Annotated in this window: 23 protein-coding genes and 3 pseudogenes; 6 read left to right on the top strand and 20 right to left on the bottom strand. The window is 68.1% G+C overall.

Annotated features, from left to right (window positions below):
* Positions 1 to 13: 13 nt before the first annotated feature.
* From QM701_RS07560 to QM701_RS07505, 12 genes and pseudogenes are all read right to left on the bottom strand, one after another.
* Positions 14 to 709, bottom strand: a complete 696-nt coding sequence (locus QM701_RS07560; protein ID WP_415166475.1) for an ABC transporter ATP-binding protein — start codon at positions 707 to 709, stop codon at positions 14 to 16.
* Complete coding sequence (locus QM701_RS07555) at positions 706 to 1,863, bottom strand: efflux RND transporter periplasmic adaptor subunit (protein ID WP_415166474.1); 1,158 nt, start codon at positions 1,861 to 1,863, stop codon at positions 706 to 708. Before QM701_RS07555 ends, QM701_RS07560 begins: the two co-directional genes overlap by 4 nt.
* Positions 1,864 to 2,020: 157 nt before the next feature.
* Positions 2,021 to 2,725 (bottom strand): ABC transporter ATP-binding protein, encoded by a 705-nt coding sequence (locus QM701_RS07550; RefSeq protein WP_415166473.1) that lies wholly within the window; start codon positions 2,723 to 2,725, stop codon positions 2,021 to 2,023.
* A complete protein-coding gene (locus QM701_RS07545; RefSeq protein WP_415169357.1) occupies positions 2,718 to 2,816 on the bottom strand; it encodes a hypothetical protein in 99 nt (32 codons plus the stop codon). The genes QM701_RS07550 and QM701_RS07545 overlap by 8 nt, the downstream gene beginning before the upstream one ends.
* Before the next feature lie 145 nt (positions 2,817 to 2,961).
* A pseudogene (locus QM701_RS07540) lies at positions 2,962 to 3,447 on the bottom strand (ABC transporter ATP-binding protein); the annotation flags it as partial.
* On the bottom strand, positions 3,444 to 4,433 hold the full coding sequence (locus tag QM701_RS07535; RefSeq protein WP_415166472.1) for a branched-chain amino acid ABC transporter permease: 990 nt from the start codon (positions 4,431 to 4,433) through the stop codon (positions 3,444 to 3,446). The gene QM701_RS07535 and the pseudogene QM701_RS07540, both read right to left, overlap by 4 nt.
* An 18-nt stretch (positions 4,434 to 4,451) precedes the next feature.
* On the bottom strand, positions 4,452 to 5,330 hold the full coding sequence (locus QM701_RS07530; protein WP_415166471.1) for a branched-chain amino acid ABC transporter permease: 879 nt from the start codon (positions 5,328 to 5,330) through the stop codon (positions 4,452 to 4,454).
* 73 nt (positions 5,331 to 5,403) lie between these two features.
* Positions 5,404 to 6,678 (bottom strand): ABC transporter substrate-binding protein, encoded by a 1,275-nt coding sequence (locus QM701_RS07525; protein ID WP_415166470.1) that lies wholly within the window; start codon positions 6,676 to 6,678, stop codon positions 5,404 to 5,406.
* A gap of 98 nt (positions 6,679 to 6,776) precedes the next feature.
* Complete coding sequence (locus QM701_RS07520) at positions 6,777 to 8,039, bottom strand: ABC transporter substrate-binding protein (RefSeq protein WP_415166469.1); 1,263 nt, start codon at positions 8,037 to 8,039, stop codon at positions 6,777 to 6,779.
* Positions 8,040 to 8,048: 9 nt separating this feature from the next.
* Complete coding sequence (locus QM701_RS07515; protein WP_415166468.1) at positions 8,049 to 8,300, bottom strand: hypothetical protein; 252 nt, start codon at positions 8,298 to 8,300, stop codon at positions 8,049 to 8,051.
* Positions 8,301 to 8,438: 138 nt separating this feature from the next.
* A complete protein-coding gene (locus tag QM701_RS07510; RefSeq protein ID WP_415166467.1) occupies positions 8,439 to 9,329 on the bottom strand; it encodes a MurR/RpiR family transcriptional regulator in 891 nt (296 codons plus the stop codon).
* A 183-nt stretch (positions 9,330 to 9,512) separates the two neighbouring features.
* Complete coding sequence (locus QM701_RS07505; protein WP_415166466.1) at positions 9,513 to 10,514, bottom strand: LacI family DNA-binding transcriptional regulator; 1,002 nt, start codon at positions 10,512 to 10,514, stop codon at positions 9,513 to 9,515.
* Between the two features lie 271 nt (positions 10,515 to 10,785).
* On the opposite strand from QM701_RS07505, the gene QM701_RS07500 reads away from it, so the two are divergent.
* Both QM701_RS07500 and QM701_RS07495 read left to right on the top strand, forming a co-directional pair.
* Positions 10,786 to 11,790, top strand: coding sequence for a TRAP transporter substrate-binding protein (locus QM701_RS07500; RefSeq protein WP_415166465.1), 1,005 nt, complete (start codon positions 10,786 to 10,788; stop codon positions 11,788 to 11,790).
* Between the two features lie 94 nt (positions 11,791 to 11,884).
* Positions 11,885 to 13,057 carry an amidohydrolase family protein gene (locus QM701_RS07495; protein ID WP_415166464.1) on the top strand — a complete coding sequence of 391 codons (1,173 nt, stop codon included), beginning with the start codon at positions 11,885 to 11,887 and terminating at the stop codon, positions 13,055 to 13,057.
* 16 nt (positions 13,058 to 13,073) lie between these two features.
* Here the strand turns inward: QM701_RS07495 and QM701_RS07490 are convergent, their stop codons facing one another.
* From QM701_RS07490 to QM701_RS07480, 3 genes and pseudogenes are all read right to left on the bottom strand, one after another.
* Positions 13,074 to 14,027, bottom strand: a complete 954-nt coding sequence (locus QM701_RS07490) for an alpha/beta hydrolase (protein ID WP_415169356.1) — start codon at positions 14,025 to 14,027, stop codon at positions 13,074 to 13,076.
* A 5-nt stretch (positions 14,028 to 14,032) separates the two neighbouring features.
* Positions 14,033 to 15,862, bottom strand: a pseudogene (locus tag QM701_RS07485) (FepA family TonB-dependent siderophore receptor); the annotation flags it as partial.
* A gap of 112 nt (positions 15,863 to 15,974) precedes the next feature.
* Positions 15,975 to 16,271: pseudogene (locus QM701_RS07480) on the bottom strand (TonB-dependent receptor plug domain-containing protein); the annotation flags it as partial.
* A gap of 120 nt (positions 16,272 to 16,391) precedes the next feature.
* On the opposite strand from QM701_RS07480, the gene QM701_RS07475 reads away from it, so the two are divergent.
* Positions 16,392 to 17,387: a helix-turn-helix transcriptional regulator gene (locus QM701_RS07475; protein WP_415166463.1), complete on the top strand. Its 996-nt coding sequence runs from the start codon at positions 16,392 to 16,394 to the stop codon at positions 17,385 to 17,387.
* Here the strand turns inward: QM701_RS07475 and QM701_RS07470 are convergent.
* The 3 genes from QM701_RS07470 to QM701_RS07460 form a co-directional block, all read right to left on the bottom strand.
* Complete coding sequence (locus QM701_RS07470; RefSeq protein WP_415166462.1) at positions 17,369 to 17,563, bottom strand: hypothetical protein; 195 nt, start codon at positions 17,561 to 17,563, stop codon at positions 17,369 to 17,371. The two genes, QM701_RS07475 and QM701_RS07470, sit on opposite strands and share 19 nt — an antisense overlap.
* A gap of 73 nt (positions 17,564 to 17,636) precedes the next feature.
* Positions 17,637 to 18,854 (bottom strand): PepSY-associated TM helix domain-containing protein, encoded by a 1,218-nt coding sequence (locus tag QM701_RS07465; protein WP_415166461.1) that lies wholly within the window; start codon positions 18,852 to 18,854, stop codon positions 17,637 to 17,639.
* Positions 18,854 to 21,070, bottom strand: coding sequence for a TonB-dependent receptor (locus QM701_RS07460; RefSeq protein ID WP_415166460.1), 2,217 nt, complete (start codon positions 21,068 to 21,070; stop codon positions 18,854 to 18,856). Before QM701_RS07460 ends, QM701_RS07465 begins: the two co-directional genes overlap by 1 nt.
* A 448-nt stretch (positions 21,071 to 21,518) precedes the next feature.
* Between QM701_RS07460 and QM701_RS07455 the strand changes: the two genes are divergently transcribed.
* The 3 genes from QM701_RS07455 to QM701_RS07445 are packed head-to-tail and all read left to right on the top strand — an operon-like array spanning position 21,519 to position 23,418.
* On the top strand, positions 21,519 to 22,250 hold the full coding sequence (locus tag QM701_RS07455) for an energy transducer TonB (RefSeq protein ID WP_415166459.1): 732 nt from the start codon (positions 21,519 to 21,521) through the stop codon (positions 22,248 to 22,250).
* Positions 22,251 to 22,253: 3 nt separating this feature from the next.
* Positions 22,254 to 22,988 carry a MotA/TolQ/ExbB proton channel family protein gene (locus QM701_RS07450; RefSeq protein WP_415166458.1) on the top strand — a complete coding sequence of 245 codons (735 nt, stop codon included), beginning with the start codon at positions 22,254 to 22,256 and terminating at the stop codon, positions 22,986 to 22,988.
* A gap of 1 nt (position 22,989) precedes the next feature.
* Positions 22,990 to 23,418, top strand: coding sequence for an ExbD/TolR family protein (locus tag QM701_RS07445; protein ID WP_415166457.1), 429 nt, complete (start codon positions 22,990 to 22,992; stop codon positions 23,416 to 23,418).
* Positions 23,419 to 23,431: 13 nt separating this feature from the next.
* On the opposite strand, the gene QM701_RS07440 is transcribed toward QM701_RS07445, so the two are convergent.
* Together QM701_RS07440 and QM701_RS07435 are read right to left on the bottom strand one after the other, a co-directional pair.
* Positions 23,432 to 23,914: a glutathione peroxidase gene (locus tag QM701_RS07440; RefSeq protein WP_415166456.1), complete on the bottom strand. Its 483-nt coding sequence runs from the start codon at positions 23,912 to 23,914 to the stop codon at positions 23,432 to 23,434.
* A complete protein-coding gene (locus QM701_RS07435) occupies positions 23,911 to 25,002 on the bottom strand; it encodes an ADP-ribosylglycohydrolase family protein (RefSeq protein WP_415166455.1) in 1,092 nt (363 codons plus the stop codon). The genes QM701_RS07440 and QM701_RS07435 overlap by 4 nt, the downstream gene beginning before the upstream one ends.
* Positions 25,003 to 25,162 lie beyond the last annotated feature (160 nt).

The raw sequence follows: 25,162 nt of genomic DNA, 5'->3' as shown, positions 1-25,162 counted from the left end.
GAGAGACGCCGTGTCAGGCGTCGCCCGCGGAGTCGTGGCGCAGCCATCCGTCCTCCATGCGCAGCTGCCGCCGCGCGCGCTCGCCGAGGCCTACGTCGTGGGTGACGACGATCAGCGTGACGCCCCGGCCGTTGAGTTCTTCCAACAGGCGCATCACTTCCTCGCCGGTGGCGCGGTCGAGGTTGCCGGTCGGTTCGTCGGCGAGCAGCATGGCCGGCTGCATGATCGTGGCGCGGGCGATGGCGACGCGCTGGCGCTGGCCGCCGGAAAGCTGGTCCGGACGGTGTCCGGCGCGGTTGGCGAGGCCGTAGTCGTGCAGCGCGCACTCGACGCGCCGCTGGCGCTCGGCCGGCGGGATGCCGGCGAGCACCATCGGCAGCGCGACGTTCTCGGCCGCGGTCAGGCGCGGCACCAGGTGGAAGCTCTGGAAGACGAAGCCGATGCGCTCGCTGCGCACGCGCGCCTGCTCGACCGGCGAGAGCGTCGTCACGTCGCGCCCTTCGAGCCGGTAGGTGCCGGCGTTGGGGCGGTCGAGCAGGCCGAGCAGGTTGAGCAGCGTCGACTTGCCCGAGCCGGACGGCCCCATCACCGCGACGTATTCGCCCGCGGCGATGGCGAGGTCGAGCTGGCGCAGGGCGTGGACTTCGCTGTCGCCCAGATGGAAGACGCGCTCGATGCCGGAGAGCGCGATCAGCGGTCCGTCCATCATCGGCCTTGCGGTTTTTCTTCCAGCGTGTAGGCCGCCCCGGCCTTGACGCCGGTACGCTCCAGCGAGGTGACGACCCGTTCGCCGGCGTCCAGTCCTGCCAGCGCCTCGGTGAATTCCCAGTTGGACAGGCCGGTCCTGATGCGGCGCTCGGCGAGGGTGCCGTCCTTGCCGGCGACCAGCACGCGGCCGCCTTCGAGCAGCGCCGAGGTGGGCACGCGCACCACGTTCTCCCGCGCTTCGAGGATCACCTCCACGTCGGCGCTGTAGCCGACGAGCAGCCTGCCCGGCGCCGCCGGGTCGTCGAAGGTGGCCTCGATGTCCACCGTGCGCGCCTGCTTCTCGACGGCGGTGATGTACGGCGCGACGCGCTTCACCCGGCCGGGGAAGGAGCGCCCGGGCAGCGCGTCGAGGCTGATGCGCACCGGCTGGCCGGGGCGGATCTTCGGGGCGTCGATCTCGTCCATCGGCGCCTCGACGTAGAGGCAGGAGTCGTCGATCAGGTCGATCGCCGGCGGCGTCGGCACGCCGGGCGGCGAGGGCGTCGAGTATTCGCCGATCTCGCCGACGATCTTGGCGACGATGCCGTCGAACGGCGCGTAGAGCACGGTGCGCCCGAGCTCGACGCGGGTGGCCGCGACCCTGGCTAGGAACTGCGTCACGTCGGCCCGCGCCGCCTCGCAGCCGGCGCGTCGCGCGTCGGCCTCGGTGCGCGCCGATTCCTCGCGCGAGGGGGAGACGAAACCCTTGTCGCGCAGCGCCGCCTGGCGCTCCGCCTCGCGCGCCGCGTTGGCCGCCTGCGCGCAGGCCTCGGCCACGCGCTGCCGCGCCGTCGCCACCTGCGTCTGCGCCAGCGCGCTCTGCGCCTGCTGGTCGTCATTCCACAGCCTCATCAGCAGTTGGCCCTTGCGCACCCGGTCGCCTTCCTTGACGTTGAGCACTTCGATGCGCCCGCCGACGATGGTCGACAGCTTGGTGCGCAGGCAGGCCTCCACCGTGCCGGCGCGCGTGTTGGCGATGCTGGCCTCGACCTTGCCCCGGTCGATTTCATGGACGACGACGGCGGCGGGCTGCGGGCGGGTGAACCACCAGAATGCGGCGGCGGCCGCCGCGACGAAGGCAAGGACGATGAGCGTACGGCGGATTCGGGGTGGCATGGCGCGGGGGGAGAAGGCGGCGAGCGGTGATCAAGGCGGCATGGTGGGGCAAAAGGAATGCAGTGACAAGTTCCGGATGCCCGTCCGGAGCGGCAGGCCGCCCGGCCGCCGGAATCATCGCGTGCCGCCGTCCGGCGTCGGTATGCCGGCGGCGCCGTCAAAGCCCCAGATACGCCTTGCGCAATTCCTCGTTGCTGCTCAGTTCGGCGCTGGTGCCCTGCAGCACGGTGCGGCCGGTTTCGACGACGTAGCCCCGGTTGGCGATCTCCAGGGCGTACAGCACGTTCTGCTCGACCAGCAGGATCGAGGTGCCCAGCTTGTTGATCTTGACGATGGCCTCGAAGATCGTCTCGACCATGATCGGCGCCAGGCCGAGCGACGGTTCGTCCAGCATCAGGATTTTCGGCTGCGCCATCAGCCCGCGCGCCACGGCGCACATCTGCTGTTCGCCGCCGGAAAGCGTGCCGGCCAGCTGGTTCCTGCGTTCGGCCAGCTTGGGGAACAGTTCGTAGACCATCTCCAGCGTCTCCGCGCGGCGCGCGCGCGTGCCTTCCGAGAAGGAGCCGATCAGCAGGTTGTCCAGGATGGTCATGAAGGGGAACAGCTTGCGGCCTTCCGGCACCTGGATGACGCCCCGGGCGACCCGCTCGTGGGCGGGCATGGCCGCCAGGTCGGCGCCGTCGTAGGTCATCGTCCCGCCGCGCAGTTCGGTCAGGCCGGAGATGGTGTTAATGGTGGTCGACTTGCCGGCGCCGTTGGCGCCCAGCAGGGCGACGATTTCGCCGGCGCCGATGGTCAGGGAGACGGAATGCAGCGCCTCGAAGTTGCCGTAGAAGACGTTCAGATCGTTCACGTTAAGCATGCGCGCGTTCTCCCAGGTACGACTTGATCACCTCGGGATTGCGCACGACGTCCTCCGGCGCGCCCTCGGCGATGACCTTCCCCTGATTCATGACGTAGAACGCGGTGGGACAGGCTCATGATGGCCTTCATCACGTGCTCGATGATCAGCAGCGTGGTGCCCCGCTCGCCGATGCTGCGCACGAGCTCGATCACCTTGGCGCTTTCGACCGGGTTGAGTCCGGCCATCACCTCGTCGAGCATCAGCAGTTCGGGCTGCGTGGCGAGCGCGCGGGCCAGTTCCATGCGCTTGAGCTGCGGCAGGTTGAGATCCTTGCCGACCACGTGGCGCAGCTCGATCAGCCCCACCGTTTTCAGCACCTCTTCGGCGTGGTCGCGCACTTCCCACGTGCGGGAACGGCGCAGAAAGGCGCCGACCATGACGTTTTCCAGGACGGTGAGTTCGGAGAAGGGCTTGACGATCTGGTAGGTGCGGGCCACGCCCAGCCGGCAGATGCGATAGGGCGGCAGCGCCTGGATTTCCCGGCCCTGGTAGACGACCTTGCCGGAAGTCGGTTGCAAATCGCCGGCGATCAGGTTGAACAGGGTCGTCTTGCCGGCCCCGTTGGAACCGATCAGTCCCACCACTTCGTGCTTGCGGACGTGCAGGTCGGCGTTGTTGACGGCGACCAGGCCGCCGAATTTCTTGGTGACGCCTTCGACGGACAGCAGGCGGTCGTTCATTTTCCTTCTCCCCGCCGGGCGGCCGGCTTGTTGTAGAACCGGCCGAGGTATTTGCTGATGCCTTCGGGCAGGTAGTAGATGATGAGCATCAGGGCCAGGCCGTAGATGATCACCGGCAACGCTGCCAAGTCTCCGCTGATGTGCGCGCGGGTGATTTCCGCCACGGGAACGAGGATGACCGCGCCGAGCACCGGGCCGAGCACCGTGCCCTGCCCGCCGATCAGGGCGATGATCGCCATTTCCAGCGACAGGTCGAAGCCGAGCAGACGCTGCGGGTCGATGAACAGGATGAACTGCGCGTAGAACGTGCCGCCGATGGCGGTGAAGAAGACGCTGATGAATTGCGCCAGCAGTTTGTAGCGCGTCACGTTGACCCCGAGCGAGTTGGCCGCTTCCTGGTTGGTTTTGATCGCCGCCAGGTAGTAGCCCATGCGCGATCGCTTGATGCAGTACGAGGCGAGCAGGACGACGATTAGCAGCCCGAGGATCAGGTAGAAATAAGGCACCTTGTTGAGGAACTGCATGTTGGCCAGACTGTTGCCGCGCCACGGTACCGACAGCCCCTGCGCGCCGCGGATTTCGAAGCCGAGCACGGTCTGGTTGGCCAGCACCAGGATGCGGATGACGTTGAGCAGGGCGATCGTCGCCAGCGTGAAATAGGTGCCGCGCAGCTTGAAGCACGGATAGCCGATCAGCAGCCCGAAGCCGCCCGCCACCAGCCCGCCGGCCAGCATGCCGAGCCACGGGGAAAGCCCGTAGCTGATGAACAGCACGGTCGAGGTGTAGGCGCCGATCCCGGCGAAGGCCGCGTGGCCGAGCGACATCTGTCCGCCGAAGCCGCTGATGATGTTCCAGGCGGCGCCCCAGTAGGCGAACAGCATGATCATGATGAAGACCTGCAGGAAATACGGATCGGATTCGACGAGCGGCAGCAGCGCCACCGCCGCCAGGATGGCCCCGAGCATCGCCAGGTTTCTTTTCTGCATGCTGTCTCTCCCCCGCGCTCAGGATTTTTCCAGGCCGAACAGGCCGGCCGGCTTGAACAGCAGGACGGCGACGAACATCATGAAGACCAGGATTTCGGCGTAGGCGGGGCTGATGAACTGCGTGCCGAGCGCCTCGACCAGGCCGATGAGGATGCCGCCCAGGAAGGCGCCCTTGATGCTGCCGATGCCGCCGAGCACCACGATGATGAAGGAGCGCAGGCCGAAGACGCCGCCGACGGTCGGGAACACGTAGTAGAACGGCACCAGCAGCGCGCCGGAAATGCCGACCAGCGCCGATCCCAGGCCGAAGGCGATGCAGTAGATCTTCTTCTCGTTGATGCCCATCAGCTTGGCCGTGTTGCGGTCCTGCGAGGTGGCGCGGATGGCCCGGCCGATTTCGGTCTTGTTCAGCAGCCAGAAGACGTACAGGGTGCACACGATGGAGATGGCGAAGGCGTAGAAGCGCGGCGTCGAGATGATCACGTCGTGGACGTCGAAGGTGGTGCCGGTGTAGTCGGTGTTGCCGGCGCGGGCGTCGGCGCCGAAGGCGATCAGCGCGACGTTCTGCAGCGCCAGCGACAGGCCCGCCGTGAACAGCAGGATGCTCAGCGGCTCGCGCGACTTTTCCCGCACCAGCATGGTGTTCAGCGGCCCCTTCTGGAAGAGGTAGCCGATGCCGAACAGGACCGGCGTGACGATCAGCGCGGCGAGGTACGGGTCCAGGCCGAGCAGCGTGATCAGCCAGTAGCTCAGGTACATGCCGATCATCAGGAATTCGCCGTGGGCGAAGTTGATGATGCGCATGACGCCGAACACCAGGCTCAGGCCGATGGCGATCAGGCTGTAGATGCCGCCCATCAGCAGTCCGCTGGTGCCTGCTTGAATGATTGCGTCCATTGAATCCCTCTTTCGTGGCGGCCAGCCGGTTCCGGCCGGAACCGGCTGGCGTCGTCGTCGCGCGGGCGCGTCCTTACTTGCGCTCGCCCCAGGCCGGCACGGGCCAGGACAGCGGCACGTCCTTCGGCGCCATGTCGAACGGCCAGATCATGCGGAACTTCTTGTTCTGGACCTGGACGATCACCTGCCGGGCGAAGTTGTTCTGGCTCTTCATGCCGCGCACGTCCCGGTTGAAGGTGATGCCGTCGTAGGGATGCAGCGCCAGCGCCGGATCGCCGGCCTTGATGTCGGTGGCGTCGACCGCCGCCTTGATCGCGTCCGGGGCGAGGCTGCCGGCGCGTTCGATGGCGCCGAACAGGACCATCGCCGACATCCAGGCGTTGGCCGAATACTCGCTGAAGTCGGTACCGTACTTGGCCTTGTAGTCGTCGTTCAGCTTCTTCGAGGTTTCCGCCTTGGAACTGAGAATGTCCGGGTCCCAGCCGGAAAGCGTCATCACGTAGTCGGCCGACTTGCCGGCCTTGTCCACGAAGGCCGGCGCCGAGAAGCCGCCGCCGCCGGCCAGGATCGCGCTGTTCATGCGCATTTCCTGGGCGGTGCGGGTGAACAGCAGGGCGTCGTTCAGGTACGACATGGGAATGACCACGTCCGGGTTCAGGCTCTTCAGCTTGACCACGATCGAGGTCATGTCCGCCGTGTTGGCCGGGTAGTCCATCGCCGCGACCACGTTGATGCCGGCTTCCTGGGCCACCTTCTTCAGCGCCTCGGCGGATGAGTTGCCCCAGTCGGTGCTCTCATACACCAGCGCGATGTTCTTCACCGGCTTGCCGCTCTTCTTGCCGAGGTCGGACAGGAAGCCGATCAGGTCGATGGCGTTGCCGGATGAGCTTTGGTTGGCGCGCCAGACGTACTTGTAGCCCTTCTGCAGGATGCCGTCGGCCACCGCGTTAGTCAGCATGTACGGCATCGAGTATTTTTCCGCGACTTCGGCGGTCGGCGCGGCGACGTTGCTGTTGTACGGGCCGAGCAGGGCGTTGACCTTGTCCTTGACGATCAGCCGCTCGATTTCCGTCACGCCGGTTTCCGGCTTGCCCGAAGAGTCGGCGTAGGTCGGCACGAGCTTGGCGCCGCCGAGCGACTTGATGCCGCCCTGGGCGTTGATCGTGTTGATCGCCAGCTCGATGCCGTTCTTGGACAGCTTGCCCATTTCGGCCGAGGAGCCGGTCAGCGGCAGCAGGATGCCGATCTTGACTTCCTTGGCATCCGCGGCGGCGGCCGTGGGGGTCGAAAACGCCAGCGGCAAGGCCAGCGCCGCCGACAGGACCGTTGCAATCATTGCCTTTTTCATGTTTTCCCTCCTAGCAGGGTGATACGGTTTTTGCGAAACGCGGATGCGGGATGCCGTCGCCGGGGAGCTGCCGCGCGGGGCGCGCCGGCCGGCGGCGGCTACTTGCGGTCGCTCCAGGCGGGGATCGGCCAGTTCAGCCGCACGTCCTTGGGCGCCATGTCGAACGGCCAGACCATCCGGAAGCGGCCGTTCTGGACCTGCACGATCACCTGGCGGGCATGGATGTTCTGGCTGCGCATGCCCCGGATTTCCTGGTTGAAGCTGATCCCGTCGTAGGCGTGCAGCGACAGCGCCACGTGATCGCCCTTGATGTCGGTCGCGTCCATCGCCGCCTTGATCGCTTCCGGCTTGAGGCTGCCGGCGCGCTCGACGGCGTCGAACAGCACCATCGCCGACATCCAGGCGTTGGCTGAATAGTCGCTGAAATCGGTGCCGTACCTGGCCTTGTAGTCCTCGTTCAGCTTTTTCGACGCCGCCGGCTTGCTGTTCAGGATGTCCGGCTTCCAGCTGCACAGCGTCATCACGTACTCGGCCGATTTGCCGGACTTGTCCACGAAGGCGGGCAGCGAGAAGCCGCCGCTGGCGGCCAGGATGGCGCTGTTCAGGCGCATTTCCTGGGCGGTGCGGGTGAACAGCAGCGCGTCGTTGAGGTAGGACATGGTCAGGACGACGTCCGGATTCAGGCTCTTGAGCTTGACCACGATCGAGGTCATGTCCGCCGTGTTGGCCGGGTAGTCCATGGCGGCGACCACGTTCATGCCGGCTTCCTGGGCGCGCTTCTTCAACGCCTCGGCCGTCGAGCTGCCCCAGTCGGTGCTTTCATACACCAGCGCGATGTTCTTCACCGGCTTGCCGGCCGTCCTGCCGGCGTCGGCGAGGAAGGCGATCAGGTCGATGGCGTCGCCCGAGGCGCTCTGGTTGGCGCGCCAGACGTACTTGTAGCCCTTCTGCAGGATGCCGTCGGCCACCGCGTTGGTGAGCATGTAGGGCGTCGAGTACTTCTCGGCGACTTCCGCCGTCGGCGCGGCGACGTTGCTGTTGTACGGGCCGACCAGGACATTGACCTTGTCCTTGACGATCAGCCGTTCGATCTCGGTCACGCCGGTTTCCGGCTTGCCGGCGGAATCGGCGTACACCGGCACCAGCCTGGCGCCGCCGAGCGATTTGATGCCGCCCTGGGCGTTGATGGTGTTGATGGCGAGCTCGATCCCGTTCTTCGAAATCTTGCCCGTCTCGGCCGAAGAGCCGGTCAGCGGCAGCAGGACGCCGACCCTGACCTCCCTGGCTTCGGCCGCCGCCGCGGGCATCGACGCCGCCAGCGCGGCGGTCGACAGGAGCGTTGCGAACAACATCCTCTTCATGGTTCCCCCTCATCGATCCGGTTTTTTGGCAACCGTGTTCTCGTTGGTGAAGATGGCGCCGGCGCACGAGTCGTCTTGCGCCGCATCGAAACCGTTTCCCCTCTCGCTGCAATTTCCTTCTTGACGGCCGGTTGCGTCGTCCGGCGCGCGCCGTGTCTGGATGCCGGCTCTTTTTTCAGGATGCGCGGGACGATGCCCGGAGGGCCGCCAGCCGCCGCTGATGCGTCCGCGCAAATCCGGGATATGACCTGCGGTAAACAATGAACGTTCTACTTTAATAAGTCAATAGTACAATTGTTCTAATTTTTGGTGAAACCGACGAAACGACCGGCTTGGCCGTCGATTCATGGATGCATGGATGGCCGCGCCTCCGTCCCGGGCAGGGATCGGCCGCGCGACTCAGGCCGCGGCTGCGTTGCGCGGCGCCTTCCGGCGGGGTTTCCCGGTTTTCGCGGGCGGCGCTTTTTTCTGCTCGGCCAGATGGTAGCCGGCTCCGACGACCAGGGCCTGGGCCAGGCACATCGGCGCGACGAGCGAACGGAACTCCCGCGTCGAATCCATGGCCGCCTCCAGGCAGACGCGCGCGCAGTTCTTGAGCGGCGAGAGCGGCCCGTCGGTGATCGCGATTACCGCGACTCCCGCGGCGTTGGCCTTGACCGCCGCATCGACCACTTCCGGCGCGTAGCTGCGGAAGCTGACGACGATCAGGACGTCGCCCGGCGACATCGAGCCGAGGCTTTCCTGCAGCATGCCGCCGACGCTGTCGAGCAGATGCGTGCGCAGCTCCAGGCGGCCGAGGGCATAGCCGAGGTAGCTGGCGATCGGAAACGAACGCCGCTGCGCCAGGACGAAGATGCGCGGGCAGGTGGCGATGAGTCCGACGGCGGCGGCGATGTCGGCGGGCGGGATGTTCTCCTCCATCTGCCCGAGATCACCGACGGTGTCGGCGACCAGCCGGTGCAGCACGCCGGCGGCGCCCCGGTCGTCATCCGCCCGCCGGCTGCGCATCTGGCTGATGCGTTCGCGGTAGTTGTCCGACCGTTCCAGCAGGTTTCCCCGGAATATCCGCTGCATTTCGGAAAAGCCACTGTACCCCAGGGCGTTGGCGAAGCGGATCACGGCGGACGGCTGCACGTTGACCGATCTGGCGACGGCGGCCACGGTGCCGAGGGCGAGATCGTTCGGATGCTCCAGCGCGAACCGGGCGATGCGCTTGAGGTGCCCGGACATGTCGGGGTAGGTCCGCGTGATGATCGCCTTCAGCTCTTCGTAGTTGGCAGCCTGATTCATGCGTCGCGATTCCTCGTGATGTTGGGGGACGCTCCGAAAAAGCCGGAAGCCGGGAGTCGATGAAACATGCTCCGGCGTTCATCCGCGCGGCCGGCGGATTCGGGTTTCCCGATACGGGTGCCCGAACCGCCCGGCAGTATAGAACAAACGTTCTTTTTGATTTTGCGGGCGATCCGGCACGCGCTACGTGCTTTCCCGCACCACCAGTTCGAAGCCGGTGTTGACGATCCTTTCCTCGACCTGTTCGCCGGCGAGCCGCCGGCAGATCAGCTGGCCGGCGCGTTCGCCGATCTCGTAGCAGGGAACGCGCAGGGTGGTCAGGGCGGGCGTGATCTGCCGGGCGATCTCCAGGTCGTCGTAGCCGGCGATCGCCAGTCCGTCCGGGATCAGGATGCCGCGCCGCTGGCATTCGAAATGGGCGCCCGCCGCCAGCACGTCGCTGTAGCAGAAGACGGCGCGCGCCCGGGTGGGGCGGGCGAGCAGTTCGGCCATCGCGCGCGCGCCGCCGGTCAGGTCGAGCGTCGTTTCGACGCACAGCCCGGGGTCCGGCGTCCTGCCGGCGCCGAGCAGGGCGGTTTCGAAGCCGCGCCGCCGGTCCATCGCGCGGTCGTTGTCGCGCGCCTGCACGCCGATGTAGCCGATCGGGTCGTAGCCGCGCTCGACGAGATGCCGGGTCATCGCGTACGCCCCGGCCAGGTTCGGATGTCCCACCGCCATGTCGATCGGGTCGGCGCCGAGATTGCCGCCTTCGACCACCGGGATGCCCGAGCGCAGCAGCATGGCGCGCGAGGCGGGCGAGCGGATCACGCCCGACAGGTAGATGGCGTTGACGCGGCGCGACAGGAAGGCCTTGACCAGTTCCTCCTCCTCGTCGAGCTGGAAGTCGCTCACCCCGAGCACCACGTGCAGGCCCTGCCGGGCGAGCGCGTTGGTCAGGCCCTGCACGATCTCGGCGATCAGCGAATTGGTCAGCACGGGCACGATGACGGCGACCAGCCCGGACCGCTTCGACGCCAGCCCGCGGGCCAGGAGGTCGGGCGTGTAGCCGGTCTCGCGCAGGACGCGCTGCACGTTCTCGCGCGTCTCGGGCGCGACTTTCTCCGGCGCGCGCAGCACGCGGGTCACGGTCATCGTCGACACCCCGGCGGCGCGGGCGACGTCGCTCAGGCGCGGCCGGGCGGTCAATGCGCTGCCTTCGGGGCAGTTTTCTTCACTCGGTTTTCCTGCCATATCAGGGAGATATTCACGATGTTATCGGATACATCAGTTTATTTTAAATACCGGACTCAGGCATCAATCAAGCGTATAAACAGCGTGTTAAGCCGATCCGCACGACGAACTAGGCAGCTTGATTTCGTGATATGTATGCGCTAACATCAGGGCGGTCAAACTGCAATCGGGAAAATCGGGCGGCGGCGCGTGTTCGATGTCGCGGCTCCTCTTGGGGGAAGCGGATATGAAAAAAGGGATCTTCCGGCGGCTCGTTCTGGTTCATGTCCTTGCCTTGCTGGCTTCCGGCGCGAGCGCCGAAATCAGCGCCAGGCTGGGCCATTTCATGCCCGAGGATTATGCGCAGGGCGTGGCGATGAACCGGTTCGCCGAACTGGCGCAGAAATACACCAATAATAATATCAACATCAAGGTCTACCACAGCGGCACGCTGGGTAGCGACGACAAGATGCTGCAGGCGCTCCAGGCGGGAACGCTGGAGTTCTACATCGGCGTGCTGACGCCCCTGTCCAGCCGCGTGAAGGAAATCCAGATATGGGATCTGCCGTTCATGTTCGCCGACACCCGGGAGGCCTACGCGCTGCTCGACGGGCCGTCGTCCAAGAAAATTTTCGAGAAGCTCGAACCGGCGGGCGTGGTCGGGCTGGCGTGGACCGGCCTGGGTTTCCGCAACCTGTCCAACAGCAAGCGTCCGGTGGTCAAGGCGTCGGACATCGACGGGCTGAAGGTGCGCGTGATGGGCACGCCCGTGGCGCTGGAGACCTGGAAGTCGCTGGGCGCCAATCCGACGCCCATGGCGATTTCCGAAGTGTTCACCGCGCTGGAGATCAAGGCCATCGACGGGCAGGAAAACCCGCTGCAGAACATCTATTCCAACAAGTTCTACGAAGTGCAGAAGTACATTTCGCTGACCAACCACGTCTATACGCCCTCCGCGCTGGTCGTGTCCAAGAAGTTCTGGGACAAGCTGTCGGACGCCGACCGCGCCGGCGTGGCCAAGGCCGCGGCGGAGGCCGGCGTGTACCAGCGGGAATTGCTCGACAAGGGCGAAAAGGAGGCGATCGGCAAATTCGAGGCCGCCGGCGTGCAGGTGAATTCGATTCCGGCGGACGAACTCGCCAGGATTCAGGAGAAGGTCCGGCCGGTGATCACCAAGTTCGCGCCGCAGATCGGCGAGGATTTCGTGAGGGGCTTCTACGCCGAGATCGACAAGGCGCGCGCCGCCCGCTAGCTCCGCCGGCGGAGGCCGTCCCGGCCTCCGCACCGACGCTTGCCGCCAGGCGCGGCCGGCGGCGCCGTTTACGACCGTTTCGCAGGAACGCCACGTGTACGACATTCTTCTGAAAAACGTCCGGGTCATCGACCCCGCACAGAACATCGACGGCATCCTCGACGTGGCCGTCGAGGACGGCATCATCGCCCGTCTGGAGGCCGGCATCCCGCCGGAGCAGGCCAGGGTCACCTATCCGCTCGCCGGCAAGCTGGTCGTTCCCGGCCTGATCGACGCGCACTGCCACCCGGCGCTCGATTTCGCCGGCCACGCGGTACATCCCGACACGGCCGGCGTCGATGCCGGCGTGCTGCTGGTCGGCGATGCCGGCTCGGCCGGCGCGGCGAATTTCCATACCTTGCGCCAGATGTATTTCGGGCGGGTGCGCACGGCGATGGCCTTCTTCCTGAACGTCGCCTCGACCGGCCAGCTCCATCCGCCGGAAATCCGCACGCTCCACGACGTTGACTTCCCCCTGCTGAAAGCCGTGGTGGAGGCCAACCGGGACGTGATCAAGGGGCTGAAGCTGCGCATTTTCGACCCGCTGATCGAGCTTCGCCCGGACGTCGTCCAGCTCTCGCTCGACGCCGCGCAGGAGTTGAACCTGCCGCTGATGATCCACCTCGGCAACTTCCGGCCGAGAACGGAGAACGATCCGCAGGACACCTTCAGCCGGGCCGTGCTGAAACGGCTGCGCAAGGGCGACATCGTCAGCCACTACATGACCTGGCGGCCCGGCGGCATGGTCCTGCCGGACGGGGATATCTTTCCCGAGCTGAGAGAGGCCAAGGAGCGCGGCGTCATCCTCGACTGCGCCCACGGCAAGAACAATTTCAGCTTCAAGGCGGCCGAGACCCTGCTGCGCGGCGGGCTGGCGCCCGACATTATTTCCACCGACCTCTCGTCGCTGGGCGTCGTGCATGTGCAGAGCCTGCTGGTCACCCTGTCCAAGTTCCTCAGCCTCGGCATGCCGCTCCGCGATGTCATCGCGGCCGCCACGTGCAATCCGGCGCGGGCGCTCGGCGTCGAGCGCGAGTGGGGCAGCTTGGCAACGGGGCGCGCGGCGAACATCAGCGTCCTGGAAGAGGTCGCGGGCGAGTTCACCTTCTTCGACGGCACCGCCGGCAACGTCCGGCGCGCGACGCGCCTGCTGGAGCCGCGCTTGGTCCTGCGGGACGGCCAGCTCTTGCCGTGCCGGTCCTTCTATCACCTGCCGAACGAGGGTTAGCCCGCCGGCGGCCGGTTCACCGCGCGGCGCAGCCAGCGAACCAGCGCAGGGACGGCAGCAGCGACGCGGTAAACGCCTGGCCGTGCGTCTGCTCCGGCAGTTCGAGATAGCCGACGTCCGCACCGGGCAGATCGCCCAGGCGCGCGGCGAATTCCCTGACGGCGTCGGCCGGGGCGCCGGCCATGATGCGTTCCCGCCGCGGCGAACGCGCCGACGGCTCCTGCCGGTCCGGCGGGGGATTCGCCTCGGCGCCGCCCCGCGTGATCAGCAGGGAGAAGCGCTGGCCGGCCAGCCGTTCGCCATACTCCGGCAGCCGGGCAAGCAGGAGGCCGTCGCGCCACCACAGCGAAGGGCTGGCCGCGATGCGGCAGCGGAAGCGTTCCGGCGCGCTCCACAGCGTGTGCAGGACGAACAGTCCGCCGTAGGAATGTCCCCATAGGCCCAGCCGGCGCGCGTTGACCGGGAATCGCCGGGCGAGCGCCGGCAGGATTTCATCCGTGATGAAGGCCAGGAAGCCGTCGGCGCCGCCGGTGCGGCGCGTCGCGTCCAGCGGGTCGGTTTCCTCGGCGCCCGGCGTCAGCGCCGGCGTGTAGTCGTAGGCCCGGGCCCGCACCTCGAAGCGCCGGTCCGTCTCGTAGCCGAGGGTGACGATGACCGGCGGCATGCCGTCCATGTCCGCCGGGCTCGCGAGGAGCGCCGCGAGATCCTGCTCCACGGCGTTGCCGTCCAGCATGAACAGCACCGGATGGCCCTCCGGCGGCGCCTCGGCCGCGGGCGCGGCGGCGGGGCGCAGGATGGAAACGCGGTAGCGGTGTCCCGCGTACTCCGCGGCGAGCGGCAGGCGCTCGGCGGCGTAGCCGGGGCGGGGCGTGCCGTTCGCCGGTTCGCCGGCGGCCCGGCAGGCCGGCGCCGCGCAACCGGCCAGGACGGCCGCCACGGCCAGCGCGGCGGCGGACGCGGACGGCCGCATGGTGCTCAGAACGAGGTGGTCAGCGCCAGATAGAAGGTCCGGCCCGGCTCGTTGTAGGTCGCCGCGCCGGCGCCGCCGCTGGTGCCGTAGATCGGCGTGGAGGTGACGGACACCGAGTTGCCCTCGCGGAACAGGCGCTTGTCGAACAGGTTGTTGATGCCGCCGGTGAGCGTCACATTCTTGGAGAAGGCGTAGTGGCCGCTGATGCTGGCGATGGCGTAGGGCGACAGCGAGTTGGCCGAGGTGCCGGTCACCGGGTTGCCCTTGTAGTCGTACTTCATCGGCTCCTGCTTGCCGTACCAGGTGACGGCGAACAAGGCGCCGGCCTGGCCGTTGATGCGCCAGTCGAGCGAGGAGTTGACCGTGTACTTCGGGATGATCGACAGGTAGTCGCCGGTGGTCTTGTTCTTCGACTGCAGCATGTAGGTGAAATTGGTGATCCAGTCGAGCGAGCGCGTCACCGGGAAGCGCAGGCTGCCCTCCAGCCCCTCGACCACCGCCTTCGGGATGTTGGTCCACTGGTAGATGGCGCGGTTGCCGGTGGCGGTGATGGCGACGGGCGTGGTGCCGGCCTGGATCTTGTCGCGGTAGTCGTTGCGGAACCAGGTGATCCCGGCGGCGAGGTCGTTGGCCTTGTATTCGAGGCCGAGTTCCTTGTTGACGCTGGTCTCCGCGTCGAGGTCGTCGTTGCCGATCAGGTAGCAGCCGGTGGTGCCGTTGCCGACCGTGTAGCAGCCGTTGCCGGCGCTGTAGAGCAGGTAGTCCGGGTTGCTCTGGTACAGGTTGGGCGCCTTGTAGGCGCGGGCGATGCCGGCTTTCAGCGTGACCGTGTCGGTCAGCCCGTGGGTGAGGTTGAGCGCCGGGCTCCAGTTGTCGCCGGACTCGCTGTGCCGGTCGAAGCGGACGCCCGGCGTGAGCAGCGTGGCATGCCCCAGGTCGATGTTGTCCTCCAGGAAGAACGAGAGGATCTTCGCCGACGATTTGCCGCTGCGCCCGGTGCTGGACACGCCGGGAATGGTGCCGAAGGTGGTGGCCTGCGTGTTGGAGGTCGGGTCGCTGAGCTTCTGTTCGGCCCACTCGACGCCGGCGGTCAGCACCTGGTCGAAGCCGGCCTTGAACGGCACGTTCACCTCGCTGTGCGCGGTCCATTCCTTCAGGTCGTTGGTGACGAAGTTCGGCGTGCCGGCGGCGAACATGCCTTCGAGGGCGCCGACCAGGCCTTCCTGGATGCGCGAGTTCTCGGTCTTGCTCAGCTGCACGTAGGACAGCGAGCTGCCGAAGTCGTAGGTCCCCTTGTGCGTGACCGCGTAGGTGCGCTTCTCCATGCGGTTGGTCTCTTTGCCGATCATGCTGTCCACCGTGGCGTTGCTGCCCACGTTCTGCGTGTCGCCGGTGTAGATGTTGCCCTGCCGGCTGTAGCTGGCGTCGAAGTCGAGCGTTTGGCCGGGGACCAGCTTCCACGACAGGCGTCCGCCGAGGTCCTTGTTGTTGACGCCCTCGCGGCCGGCCGGCAGCGAGCTGGCGAAGCCGGGCGACTGGTGGCCGGCGTTGATGTCCCGGTCGTCGGCGTCGGTCTTGTTGCGGTTGCCGTAGAGGCGCAGCGACAGGTTTTCCGACAGCGGCCCGCTCAGGCCGAAGTTGGCCCGCCGGGTCGCGCCTTCCTCGGAATGCTCGGGCAGGTTGGCGTAGGCGGTGACCTGGCCGTGCCATTCGTCGGTCGCCGGCCGGGTGACGATGTTCACCACGCCGCCGGCCGCGCCGCTGCCGTAGCGCGCCGCGGCCGGGCCGCGGATGACCTCGATGCGCTCGATCTGCTCGGCCGGCACCCAGTTGCTGTCGCCGCGCGTGTCGCGCTCGCCGCGCCAGCCGTAGCGGACGGACGAGCGGCTGTTCGACCGGCTTGCCGTCGATCAGGATCAGCGTGTTCTCCGGGCCCATGCCGCGCAGGTCGATCTGCCGGTTGTTGCCGCGCTGGCCGCTCGGCGAGTTGCCGGTGAGGTTGACGCCGGGCATCGTCCGGATGATTTCCGAAATGTCGTTGGCCGGCGGCTTCTTGGCGATGTCCTCGGCGGTGATGGTCGATACGCCGGGCGCCTGCTTCAGGGTTTGCTCGGCCGTGCCCAGCACGACCGTGTCGGCCAGGGTGGTTTCCTTTTCCGCGGCGCCGGCGGGGAGGCCGCCGTAGGCCAGGATCAGGCCGAGGGCGATCGGCCGGATATGGTTGCCATCGAACAATGTGCGCATGTCTTCTCCAGGTGTCGTCCCGCCCGGAAGGGCGTGCCGGTAAATAGAAATGATTCTCATTAAATAAGACGCGAAGTATGGCAAAATCCGGTAAAGAATTTGTTTGGCGGGACAAGAAAAATGTTTGAGCGAGCGAACGAGGACGCCGCGCCGCCGGGTCCGGGCGAGACGGAGGCGCCGGAGTCGGCACTGGCGCGCGCCGTCGCCGGCCGGAAAAAGCGCGATTCCGCATCGGCCGGCGGCGCTCCGTGCGTGCCGGCATGCGGGGAGTGTTCGGTGCGCTGCCTGCGCGAGGGCGTGCACCTGCGCTGCGCCGACGTCGTCCATCCCCATTCTTCCGTCATGCGCGCGGTGATCCCCGGCAAGTGCGTCAAGGTGCTGGTCAAGCTCGAAGGCGACGCGCAGGTGCGGCTGGGCCGGCGCGAGCTGCCGATGAACGCGGGTTGCGGCCGGGACGCGCGTCCGCAGGGCGTCGTGCTGTGCCTGGAACGGCCCGAGGAGTTCGAGCGCCGCTGCGCCGCCGGCGAGCGCCAGCGCCTGGTGGTGGTGACGCTGACGGCTGAATGGTTCGCCTCGGGCCGCCAGTTGCCGGCCCCGGCGGCGGGCCACCTGGAAGTGCGCTGCTGGACGCCGACGCCGCGCGCGGTGGCGATCGCCGAGCAGTTGCTCAATCCGGCGGCCTTCCAGGGGCCGCTGCGCGGGCTGTATCTGGAAAGCCGGATGCTCGAACTGGTCGCCGAGGCGTTCGCCTGCACCGCGTCGCCGGATCAGGCGTCGCCGCCCGGCCTACGCCCGGACGAGCATGCGCGGGCGTGCCGCCTGCGCGACCTGCTCGACAGCGGCGGCGCCGATGCGCTGAGCCTGGCCGAGATGGCGCGCGCCATGCGCTGCAACGCCACGACGCTGCAGCGGCAGTTCCGGCAGGCCTTCGGTGCGACGATCTTCGACTATCTGCGCGCCGGCCGCCTGCGCCGCGCCGCGTGGGCGCTGCAGCACGACGGGGCGAGCGTGGCGCGCGCCGCGGAAATCGCCGGCTACGCCAGCCAGGCCAACTTTTCCACGGCGTTCCGCCGCCATTTCGGGCTGCCGCCGAAAACCTACCGCGCGCGGGTCTGAGCGCGCCGCCGGGGCGCCGCCGCGCGGTAGGCGAGCGCGACCCAGACGACGATGCCCAGCGCGACCCACGACACCGCGTCGCCGATGCCGTCGCCGATCAGCGCGGCGAGCAGCCCGACGACGTTGAGCGCGGCCAGCAGCAGCGGGATGCGGAAGATTCTCCAATAGCCGTGCATGAGAGACTCCTGCGTTTACGAAAGGCCTTGTTCAACCACGGCGAACACGGCGGGCACGGCGAGAAACAGGATTTCAGGCTTTCGTGCCACGCACTGCCGGACGATCGCGCCGTCCCGAAAAATCTCCGGTCTTTTCGCCGTGTTCGCCGTGGTCAACCGCTTTTCCCCGGCCGGCGCGGTGCGCGCCCCGCTTCGCCAGCCAGAGGTACAGCCCGCTGCCGAGCACGGCGATGGCGATCAGGTCGAGGGCGGCCCACAGGATCTTCAGCGGCAGGCCGCCGTAGTCGCCGAAGTGCAGCGGCTGCGAGAGCTGGAAGAGGGTGACGTACCACGGCCGCGCGCTGGCCTGCAGCACTTCGCCGGTCTCCGGATGCACGAGCAGCGACTGGCGCAGGCGGGCGGTGAGCGGCGTGTCGCCATGCAGGATGACGGCGAAATGCTGCTGCGTGCCGAGCAGCGTGCCAGGGTAGGCCAGCATCGACAGGCGCATGTGCGGCGCGGCGCGGGTGGCGCGTTCGAGCACGCGCTGGACGCGCTCCCGCTCCGGTATCGCCTTTCCGTCGGCAGCGAGCAGCGGCGTGGCCCGGCCGGCGGCCAGCTGCTGCATCTGCTCGGTCTGCCAGGACTTGAGGATCAGTTCGGCCCAGGTGTTGATCACACCGGTGCCGCCGACCACCAGCGCCCAGGCCAGCGTGGCAATGCCCAGCAGGTTGTGCAGGTCGAGCCAGCGGATGCGCGCCGGCCGGTCGCGGCGCACCGCGCCGAAATCCAGCCGGCGCATGAACGGCGCGTAGAGCACGACGCCGGAAACCAGCGACAGCACGAACAGCACGCCCATCGCGCCGAGGAACAGCTTGCCGGGCAGGCCGGCGAACAGGTCGACGTGCAGGCGGTACATCACGCCCATGAAGCCGGTGCCGAGCTGCGGCGCGCCGAGCAGGCCGCCGGTGCGCGCGTCGAACGCCAAGAGCACGGCGTCGCGCTCGTCGGTGTCCGTGCGGGTGTCCAGCTTGACGTACCACAGGTCCGGCGCGTCCTCCTCGGCGAAGAAGTAGAGCGGCACCAGGCCCGGCCGCGCGGCCCGGGCGGCCGCCTCGACCGCGTCGAGCGGCGCGCGCGGGGCGTCGGAGCGCATCGGCGGCAGCTGGAAACCCGGCCGGGTCAGCTCGCCGATCTCGTGCGAGAAGATCAGCGGCAGCCCGGTCAGGCACAGGATCAGCAGGAACAGCGTGCACGCCAGGCTGCTCCAGCGGTGCAGCCAGCCCCACCCGCGCAGCGCGCGCGACGACATCAGAAGTTGACCGTGGCGCTCAGCATGAAGGTGCGCGGCGCGCCCAGCACGAGATAGCCGGCGCCGGGATAGCCGCCGGCCGAGGCCCAGTAGTCGCGGTCGGTGACGTTGTCGACGCGGGCGCGGAAGGTGACGATTTGCTCGGCGACGGTGGTCAGGTAGCGCGCGCCGAGGTCCAGGCGCGTCCACGACGGCACGCTCAGCGTGTTGGTCTCGTTGGCGTACTGCGACGAGGTGTACACCACGCGCCCGCTCAGCGTCAGGCCGGCGACGCCGGGCACGTCCCATTCCGCGCCGAGGTTGGCCTGGCGCTTGGGCACGCCGATGGCGCGGTTGCCTTCCAGGCTCTCGTCGGCCATCTTCTTCAGGCGCGCGTCGAGGAAGCTGACGCCGCCGAGCACGCGCACGCCGCGCATCGGCTCGCCGAAGGCGCTGACTTCGATGCCCTGGTTGCGCTGCCGCCCGGCGTCCTTGAAGACGTTGTCCTCGACCATGCCGACGGGCTTGTCGGTGGAGAAGAAGGACAGCGTGCCGCCGATCCGGCCGCCGTCGTACTTGACGCCGATTTCCTTCTGCTTGGCGACGTACGGGGCCAGCGACTCGCCGGCGTTGGTCACCGGCACGCCGCCGCTCGTCCCCGGCGCCGTGTCGCCCTTGGTCAGCCCCTCGATGTAGTTGGCGTAGAGCGAGACCTGCGGCGTGGCCTTGAACACGATGCCGGCCATCGGCGTGGTGCGGCTCTCGTCGTAGTCGGATTCCTTGGCGCCGGTGTTGTAGTTGTAGTTCTTCTGCGCGAAGTTCTGCCGCCGCGCGCCGACGGTGAGCAGCACGCGCTCGTCGGCGAAGGCCAGCGTGTCGGCCACCGCGACGCTGTGCGAGCGGATGCGCTCGGTGACCTTCGGCGAACTCATCGAGCCGCCGGTAAAGAAGTTCGCCGCCGGCATGGCCACGTCGAAGGGATCGTAGAGATCGCCGGAAAATCCGGAGGACATGGCCCAGGCGTTGCGCGATTCGCTGTCGAAGGCCGCGGCGGAAACCACCAGCGTGTGCCCGACCGGGCCGGTGGACAGCTTGCCGCGCAGGCCGACCTCGCCGGTCTTGATGCGGTCGTCGCGCACGTTTTCGAAGCGGTAGGCGGTGGTCGCGCCGTCGGCCGTGGCGGTCGGGTTGGCCAGCCGGTTCTTCTCGTGGCCGTCGCGCAGGCCGCCGGCGATCCAGCCGGTGACGTTCTCGTTGAGGTCGACCTCGGCGCGCAGCGAGCCGAAGGTCTGGCGTTCCAGCGAGTAGGTCCACGGCTGGGCGAAGTTGTCGCTCGCGCCAGGCGCGTCGGGGATGCCGCCGCTCGGGGTGACGCTCGGGCGCGGATCATCGATGCGGTGGTTCTGGTGGCCGACGTCGGCGGAGACCCGGAAGCTGTCGCCGCGGTAATCCGCGCCGATGGCGAAGACGCCGAGTTCGCGCCGCTCGTCGTCGACCGCCGTGTCGCCGTCGCGCTGCGCCGCGTTGATGCGGATGCCGCCGCGCTGGTCCGGGCCGAAGCGGCGCGCCACGTCGGCCGCGACGTAGGCATGGCCGCCGCTCTCGATGCCGGCGGTGACCTGCGTCAGCGGTTCGGACGGCGCGCGCTTGGGCAGCGCGTTGATCGTGCCGCCGATGCCGAAGCCCGAGGCGACACCGACGCCGCCCGAGAGGAAGGTGTTGGCGCCGCGGAACACCTCGACCCGTTCGAGCAGTTCGGCCGCCACGTACTGGCGCGGCAGCAGCCCGTACAGGCCGTTGTAGGCCGTATCGTCGGAACCCACCGGGAAGCCGCGGATGACGTACAGCTCCTGGAAGTTGCCGAAGCCGCGCGCGACGCGCACCGACGGATCGTTCTGCACCACGTCGGCGACGCTGCGCGCCTGCTGGTCCTGGATCAGTTCGCTGGTGTAGGCGGTGGTGCTGAACGGCGTGTCCATCACGTCCTGGTTGCCCAGCAGGCCGACGCGCCCGCCGCGCGCCACCTGCCCGCCGGCGTAGGGCTTGGTCAGCCCCGCGCCGGAAGCGTCGGCGCTGGCCTCCACGACCACGGCGCCGAGGGTCTTTTCGGCGTTCTGCGCCTGCGCCGGGAAAGCGGCCGCCGCGAGTCCGCCGAGCGCGAGATGCACGGCGGCCGCGAGCGGGGTCAGGCGCACGGGTGTGCGGTGGGTGTCGGTGGCGAGGGTATGGGGGTTCATCTGTCGGTCTTCCGGTCGTCGGGTGGAGGGGGAAAGGCGGCCGTCGGGCGCCCGGCGCGACACTGCCCGGAATGCGGCAAAGCCGGCTGTCCGCCGTCCCGCGAAGCGCGCGGAAAGGGGCACGGCATTCACGGCGGGGTGCCAGGGACGCTCGTCGGACGCTCGAAGGTGGCAACGGGGCGGGATTCTCCGCAAGGAAATTTATTTTGTCAATGATAATAATTATCGTTATCTATGATAATATGCGGCCAGGTTCGATCGCAGGGCACGGTCGACCGTCGGTGAATCATTCTTGAGCCCCATCGGACAGGACTCCATTCGTGTTTCGGAAGTTTTTTCGCATGTGCGCGGCGGTTTTGCGTGATGCCGGTTCGGCGTTGACCGATCCGGGAACGGTGCTGAACGTGGCTGCGCACCCGGCCGCCGCGTGTTCTTTCGGGCGGCGGGCATGAGCGCCGCGCTTTTCGTACACAGCGGCGTGCAGCGCAGCGGCCTGTTCGGCTTCGTCATGGGCGCGCACGCGCTGCTCCTGGTGATGTTGACCCTGGTCAGGTCGCCGGTGCCGCCCACGGACGACAAGGTCATGATGGTCGAAATGCTGCCGATGGCGCCCGCCGCGCAGGAATCCATCGCCCGTCCGCCAGCCCGGCCCGCGGCGCCGCCCGAGCCGGAACGGCCGCGGCCCGTGCGGCCGAAGCCCGCTCCGGCCGTGAAGGCGCCGCCGCCCGTCCCGGCGCCCGTCGCCGAAACGGCCCCGGCGCCGGCCGCGCCCACCAGCTCCACGCCGCCGGCGCCGGCCAGCGAGCCGGCGGCGGCTTCTGGCGGCGGCGCGGCGAGCGGCAGCGCGTATGCGTCCGCCGGCACGCCCACCGGCAGCGCGGCGCAGGGCGGCGGCGAATCGCAGGCGCGCTTCGACGCCGACTACCTGCGCAATCCGGCACCGCCGTATCCGCCGATGTCGCGCAAGATGCGCGAGGAAGGCAAGGTGCTCCTGCGCGTGCTGGTGACGCCCGAAGGCACCGCCGGCAGCGTCGAGGTCAAGACCTCCTCCGGCAGCGCGCGGCTCGACGAATCCGCGCTGCGCACGGTCCGCCAATGGAAGTTCATCCCGGCGCGGCGCGGCGACGCGCCCGTGCAGAGCTGGGTCCTGGTTCCCATCATTTTCAAGTTGGAGCAGTAAATCATGCAGGAAAACTCTTTCGGTTTCGCCCACCTCTGGGCGAGCGGCGATGCGATCTCGCATTCGGTGGCGGTACTCCTGCTGGTCATGTCGCTGGCCAGCTGGTACCTGATCCTGTCCAAGACCTGGGACTGGTGGCGCCTGCGCCGCGCGGCGCGCTGCGTCGGCGCGTTCTGGGCCGCCGAGTCGGTGGCCGCCGGCCTGGAAAAACTGCGCGAGGCCGGCGCCGACAGCCCCTACGTGCAGCTGGCGATGCAGGCCCATTGCTGCAACAGCGACATCGAGGCCGCCAGCGGCCGCCTGCTGTCGCGCTTCGACCCCGCCGAACAGATGGAGCGCGCGCTACGCCAGCAGCTGCAGACCACGCAGGCGGCCATGGAAAACGGCCTGACGCTGCTCGCCACGACCGGCGCCACGGCGCCCTTCGTCGGGCTGTTCGGCACGGTGTGGGGCATCTACCACGCGCTGGTGGCGATCGGCATCTCGGGGCAAGCGGCGCTGGAGAAGGTGGCCGGCCCGGTCGGTGAGGCGCTGATCATGACCGCCGCCGGCCTGGCCGTGGCGCTGCCGGCGGTGTTCGCCTACAACGCCTTCACCCGCGCCAACCGGGTGATCATGGCCGACCTCGACGCTTTCGCGCACGACCTGCACGCCTTCTTCACCGTCGGCAAGCCGTTCGCCGCCAACAGCGCGCAGATCCATCCGCTGCGCGCGCGGCTGGCTTCCGGGGAAGCCTGACATGGCGATGGGCAGCTTCAACTCCTCCGGCGGACAGGCGCCGATGGCCGAGATCAACACCACGCCGCTGGTCGACGTGATGCTGGTGCTGCTGATCATCTTCATCATCACCGCGCCGCTGCTCACGCACTCGGTGAACGTTGACCTGCCGCGCGCGTCGAGCGCGCCGGTCGAGCACAAGCCCAGCACCCTGCAGGTGCGCATCGACGCCGACGGGAAAATCTCCCTCGACGGCCGGGCCGTGGCGATTCCGGCACTGGAAGAAAGCCTGCGCGAGGCAGCCGGGCGCGACGCGCAGGTCGAGCTGCACCTGATGGCCGACCGCGCCGCGCGCTACGAGGCCGTCGCCGAAACCATGAGCGCCGCCCGCCGCGCCGGCGTCGCCAAGATCGGCTTCGTGACCCAGCCCGGCACGGGCCGGCCGGAGTGACCCCGGAGCGCCGCTACCGCTCCAGCGCGGCGCGGATGAACGGTTCGATTTTTTCCGGCCGGGTGAACGGCGCAAAGCGGCGGAGCGCCTGCCCGTCGCGTCCGATCAGGAATTTGGTGAAATTCCAGCGAATCCCGGGGCCGAGCAATCCCGGCCTGGCTGCCGTGAGCAGTTTGAACACCGGATGCGCATCCGGCCCGTTGACGTCGGTTTTGGCGAACACCGGGAAACTCACGCCGTAATCGATCTGGCAGGTCCTGGCGATCGCATCCGCATTGCCGGGTTCCTGATGGCCGAACTGGTTGCAGGGGAAGGCCAGGACCACGAATCCCCGCTCCTTGTACTTCCGATAAAGGGCTTCCAGTCCCCGGTATTGCGGCGTGAAGCCGCATTGGCTTGCCGTATTGACGACCAGAGCCACCTGATCCGCGTAGTCGCTCATCGGGATGTTCTGGCCGCGCAGGCTCGTCGCGCTGAGCTGGTGGAACGCATTCATGTGGCGTCCGGTTCGGTCATCTGCCGGGCCAGCTCACGCGCCGAGTGAAGCAGTTCGGCGCTATTTTCGAGGCCGTCCAGGAAGCGTTGCGGTATGCCCGCCAGCCCGGTCTGAGCGCCGGCCAGGGCGCCCGTGAGAATGGCGCGCGCCTGATTCTGGCCGCCGCCGTTGACCGCGTGCAGCACGGCGGACTCGAAGTCGTCCCTGAAGCGCGCGGCCAGATAGTAAGCCGCGGGAAACTGGTGATAGATCGCGCAAGGCAGGCCGTACACCAGGGAGGCCTTCCACGCCGGTTCGATGCGGATATCGGGATCGACCGCCGCGCGCGCGATGAAGGACGGGCCGAGCAGCGCGTCCGGCGACGGAAAGCGCCCGAGCCTCGGCGCTTCCGCCGCGTCCGGGAGCGGCGCCTGCAGGTTGTCGCTGGTCACGGAATGGAACGGCAGTTCTCCCGATTTCACGCGCGCCATGAGCTTGTCCGACAGCGTCCCGTCCAGGGCATGCCCCTCGACCAGCATGCCGAGAATCGCCCCGAAGGCGACGGTCATCGCCACGACCGTGCCGTCGGTCTGGGTCAGCAGCGTGTTGCGCGCCACCGCCGAGGCGAGGTCGTGCGGTTGCAGCGCATACCGGACGGCGATGGCGAGGGTGCGCTCGGCGGCCTCGGTGGTATCCGCGTTGCCGCCGACCTGTCCCCACGGCAGGCCCTGCTTGACGCGCTTTCGCCACGCCTCGCGGATCGACTGGCTGGTGTAGCCGCCGGGACCGTTCATCGGCGTGCCGTCGATCAGCGGGAAGAACGCCGTGTCCATGCGCCGGCAGAAATCCGCCTCGTCGTAGCCGCCGCTGGCCAGCAGCGACTCCAGGGTGAGGCGCAGCAGCACCCCGGCCTGCGAGGACTGCCCGGCCTGCATCCCGGCATGGTAGCGGCCGGGCTTCGGCGCGCTGTAGTCGCTGATCCAGGCGCCGTAGTCGGCGCGCAGCTGATCGAGGTCGTAATACCAATGCGGACCGAGCGCCAGGGCATCGCCGATGAAGGCGCCCATCAGCGCGCCGGTCGCGCGGTCTTGAAGTGAAATCGAGGACATTGGAGTCCCTTCGCTCGTGGAGAGTGGCCGATGGAAAATCGCCGGCATGGCGCCTGCCCGTGCCGGCGCCGGATTCGTGCGGTGAATTCGCCTGCCCGTGATTGACAAGGGCCGGGGCCCGCCGTTCCGCGCCAATCCTGCACCGGGCCGCGCATGGAGG

Source organism: Propionivibrio sp. (assembly GCF_047602565.1).
Lineage (GTDB): Bacteria > Pseudomonadota > Gammaproteobacteria > Burkholderiales > Rhodocyclaceae > Propionivibrio.
Note: the sequence above shows the minus strand (reverse complement) of the source record. Positions and strands in the feature narration are given on the sequence as shown.

What these genes read in the sequence shown, in the direction of transcription:
- QM701_RS07560 (WP_415166475.1), bottom strand. Translation starts at nt 709, where the DNA reads ATGATGGACGGACCGCTGATCGCGCTCTCCGGCATCGAGCGCGTCTTC.
- QM701_RS07555 (WP_415166474.1), bottom strand. Translation starts at nt 1,863, where the DNA reads ATGCCACCCCGAATCCGCCGTACGCTCATCGTCCTTGCCTTCGTCGCG.
- QM701_RS07550 (WP_415166473.1), bottom strand. Translation starts at nt 2,725, where the DNA reads ATGCTTAACGTGAACGATCTGAACGTCTTCTACGGCAACTTCGAGGCG.
- QM701_RS07545 (WP_415169357.1), bottom strand. Translation starts at nt 2,816, where the DNA reads ATGAATCAGGGGAAGGTCATCGCCGAGGGCGCGCCGGAGGACGTCGTG.
- QM701_RS07535 (WP_415166472.1), bottom strand. Translation starts at nt 4,433, where the DNA reads ATGCAGAAAAGAAACCTGGCGATGCTCGGGGCCATCCTGGCGGCGGTG.
- QM701_RS07530 (WP_415166471.1), bottom strand. Translation starts at nt 5,330, where the DNA reads ATGGACGCAATCATTCAAGCAGGCACCAGCGGACTGCTGATGGGCGGC.
- QM701_RS07525 (WP_415166470.1), bottom strand. Translation starts at nt 6,678, where the DNA reads ATGAAAAAGGCAATGATTGCAACGGTCCTGTCGGCGGCGCTGGCCTTG.
- QM701_RS07520 (WP_415166469.1), bottom strand. Translation starts at nt 8,039, where the DNA reads ATGAAGAGGATGTTGTTCGCAACGCTCCTGTCGACCGCCGCGCTGGCG.
- QM701_RS07510 (WP_415166467.1), bottom strand. Translation starts at nt 9,329, where the DNA reads ATGAATCAGGCTGCCAACTACGAAGAGCTGAAGGCGATCATCACGCGG.
- QM701_RS07500 (WP_415166465.1), top strand. Translation starts at nt 10,786, where the DNA reads ATGAAAAAAGGGATCTTCCGGCGGCTCGTTCTGGTTCATGTCCTTGCC.
- QM701_RS07490 (WP_415169356.1), bottom strand. Translation starts at nt 14,027, where the DNA reads ATGCGGCCGTCCGCGTCCGCCGCCGCGCTGGCCGTGGCGGCCGTCCTG.
- QM701_RS07475 (WP_415166463.1), top strand. Translation starts at nt 16,392, where the DNA reads ATGTTTGAGCGAGCGAACGAGGACGCCGCGCCGCCGGGTCCGGGCGAG.
- QM701_RS07470 (WP_415166462.1), bottom strand. Translation starts at nt 17,563, where the DNA reads ATGCACGGCTATTGGAGAATCTTCCGCATCCCGCTGCTGCTGGCCGCG.
- QM701_RS07465 (WP_415166461.1), bottom strand. Translation starts at nt 18,854, where the DNA reads ATGTCGTCGCGCGCGCTGCGCGGGTGGGGCTGGCTGCACCGCTGGAGC.
- QM701_RS07460 (WP_415166460.1), bottom strand. Translation starts at nt 21,070, where the DNA reads ATGAACCCCCATACCCTCGCCACCGACACCCACCGCACACCCGTGCGC.
- QM701_RS07455 (WP_415166459.1), top strand. Translation starts at nt 21,519, where the DNA reads ATGAGCGCCGCGCTTTTCGTACACAGCGGCGTGCAGCGCAGCGGCCTG.
- QM701_RS07450 (WP_415166458.1), top strand. Translation starts at nt 22,254, where the DNA reads ATGCAGGAAAACTCTTTCGGTTTCGCCCACCTCTGGGCGAGCGGCGAT.
- QM701_RS07445 (WP_415166457.1), top strand. Translation starts at nt 22,990, where the DNA reads ATGGCGATGGGCAGCTTCAACTCCTCCGGCGGACAGGCGCCGATGGCC.
- QM701_RS07440 (WP_415166456.1), bottom strand. Translation starts at nt 23,914, where the DNA reads ATGAATGCGTTCCACCAGCTCAGCGCGACGAGCCTGCGCGGCCAGAAC.
- QM701_RS07435 (WP_415166455.1), bottom strand. Translation starts at nt 25,002, where the DNA reads ATGTCCTCGATTTCACTTCAAGACCGCGCGACCGGCGCGCTGATGGGC.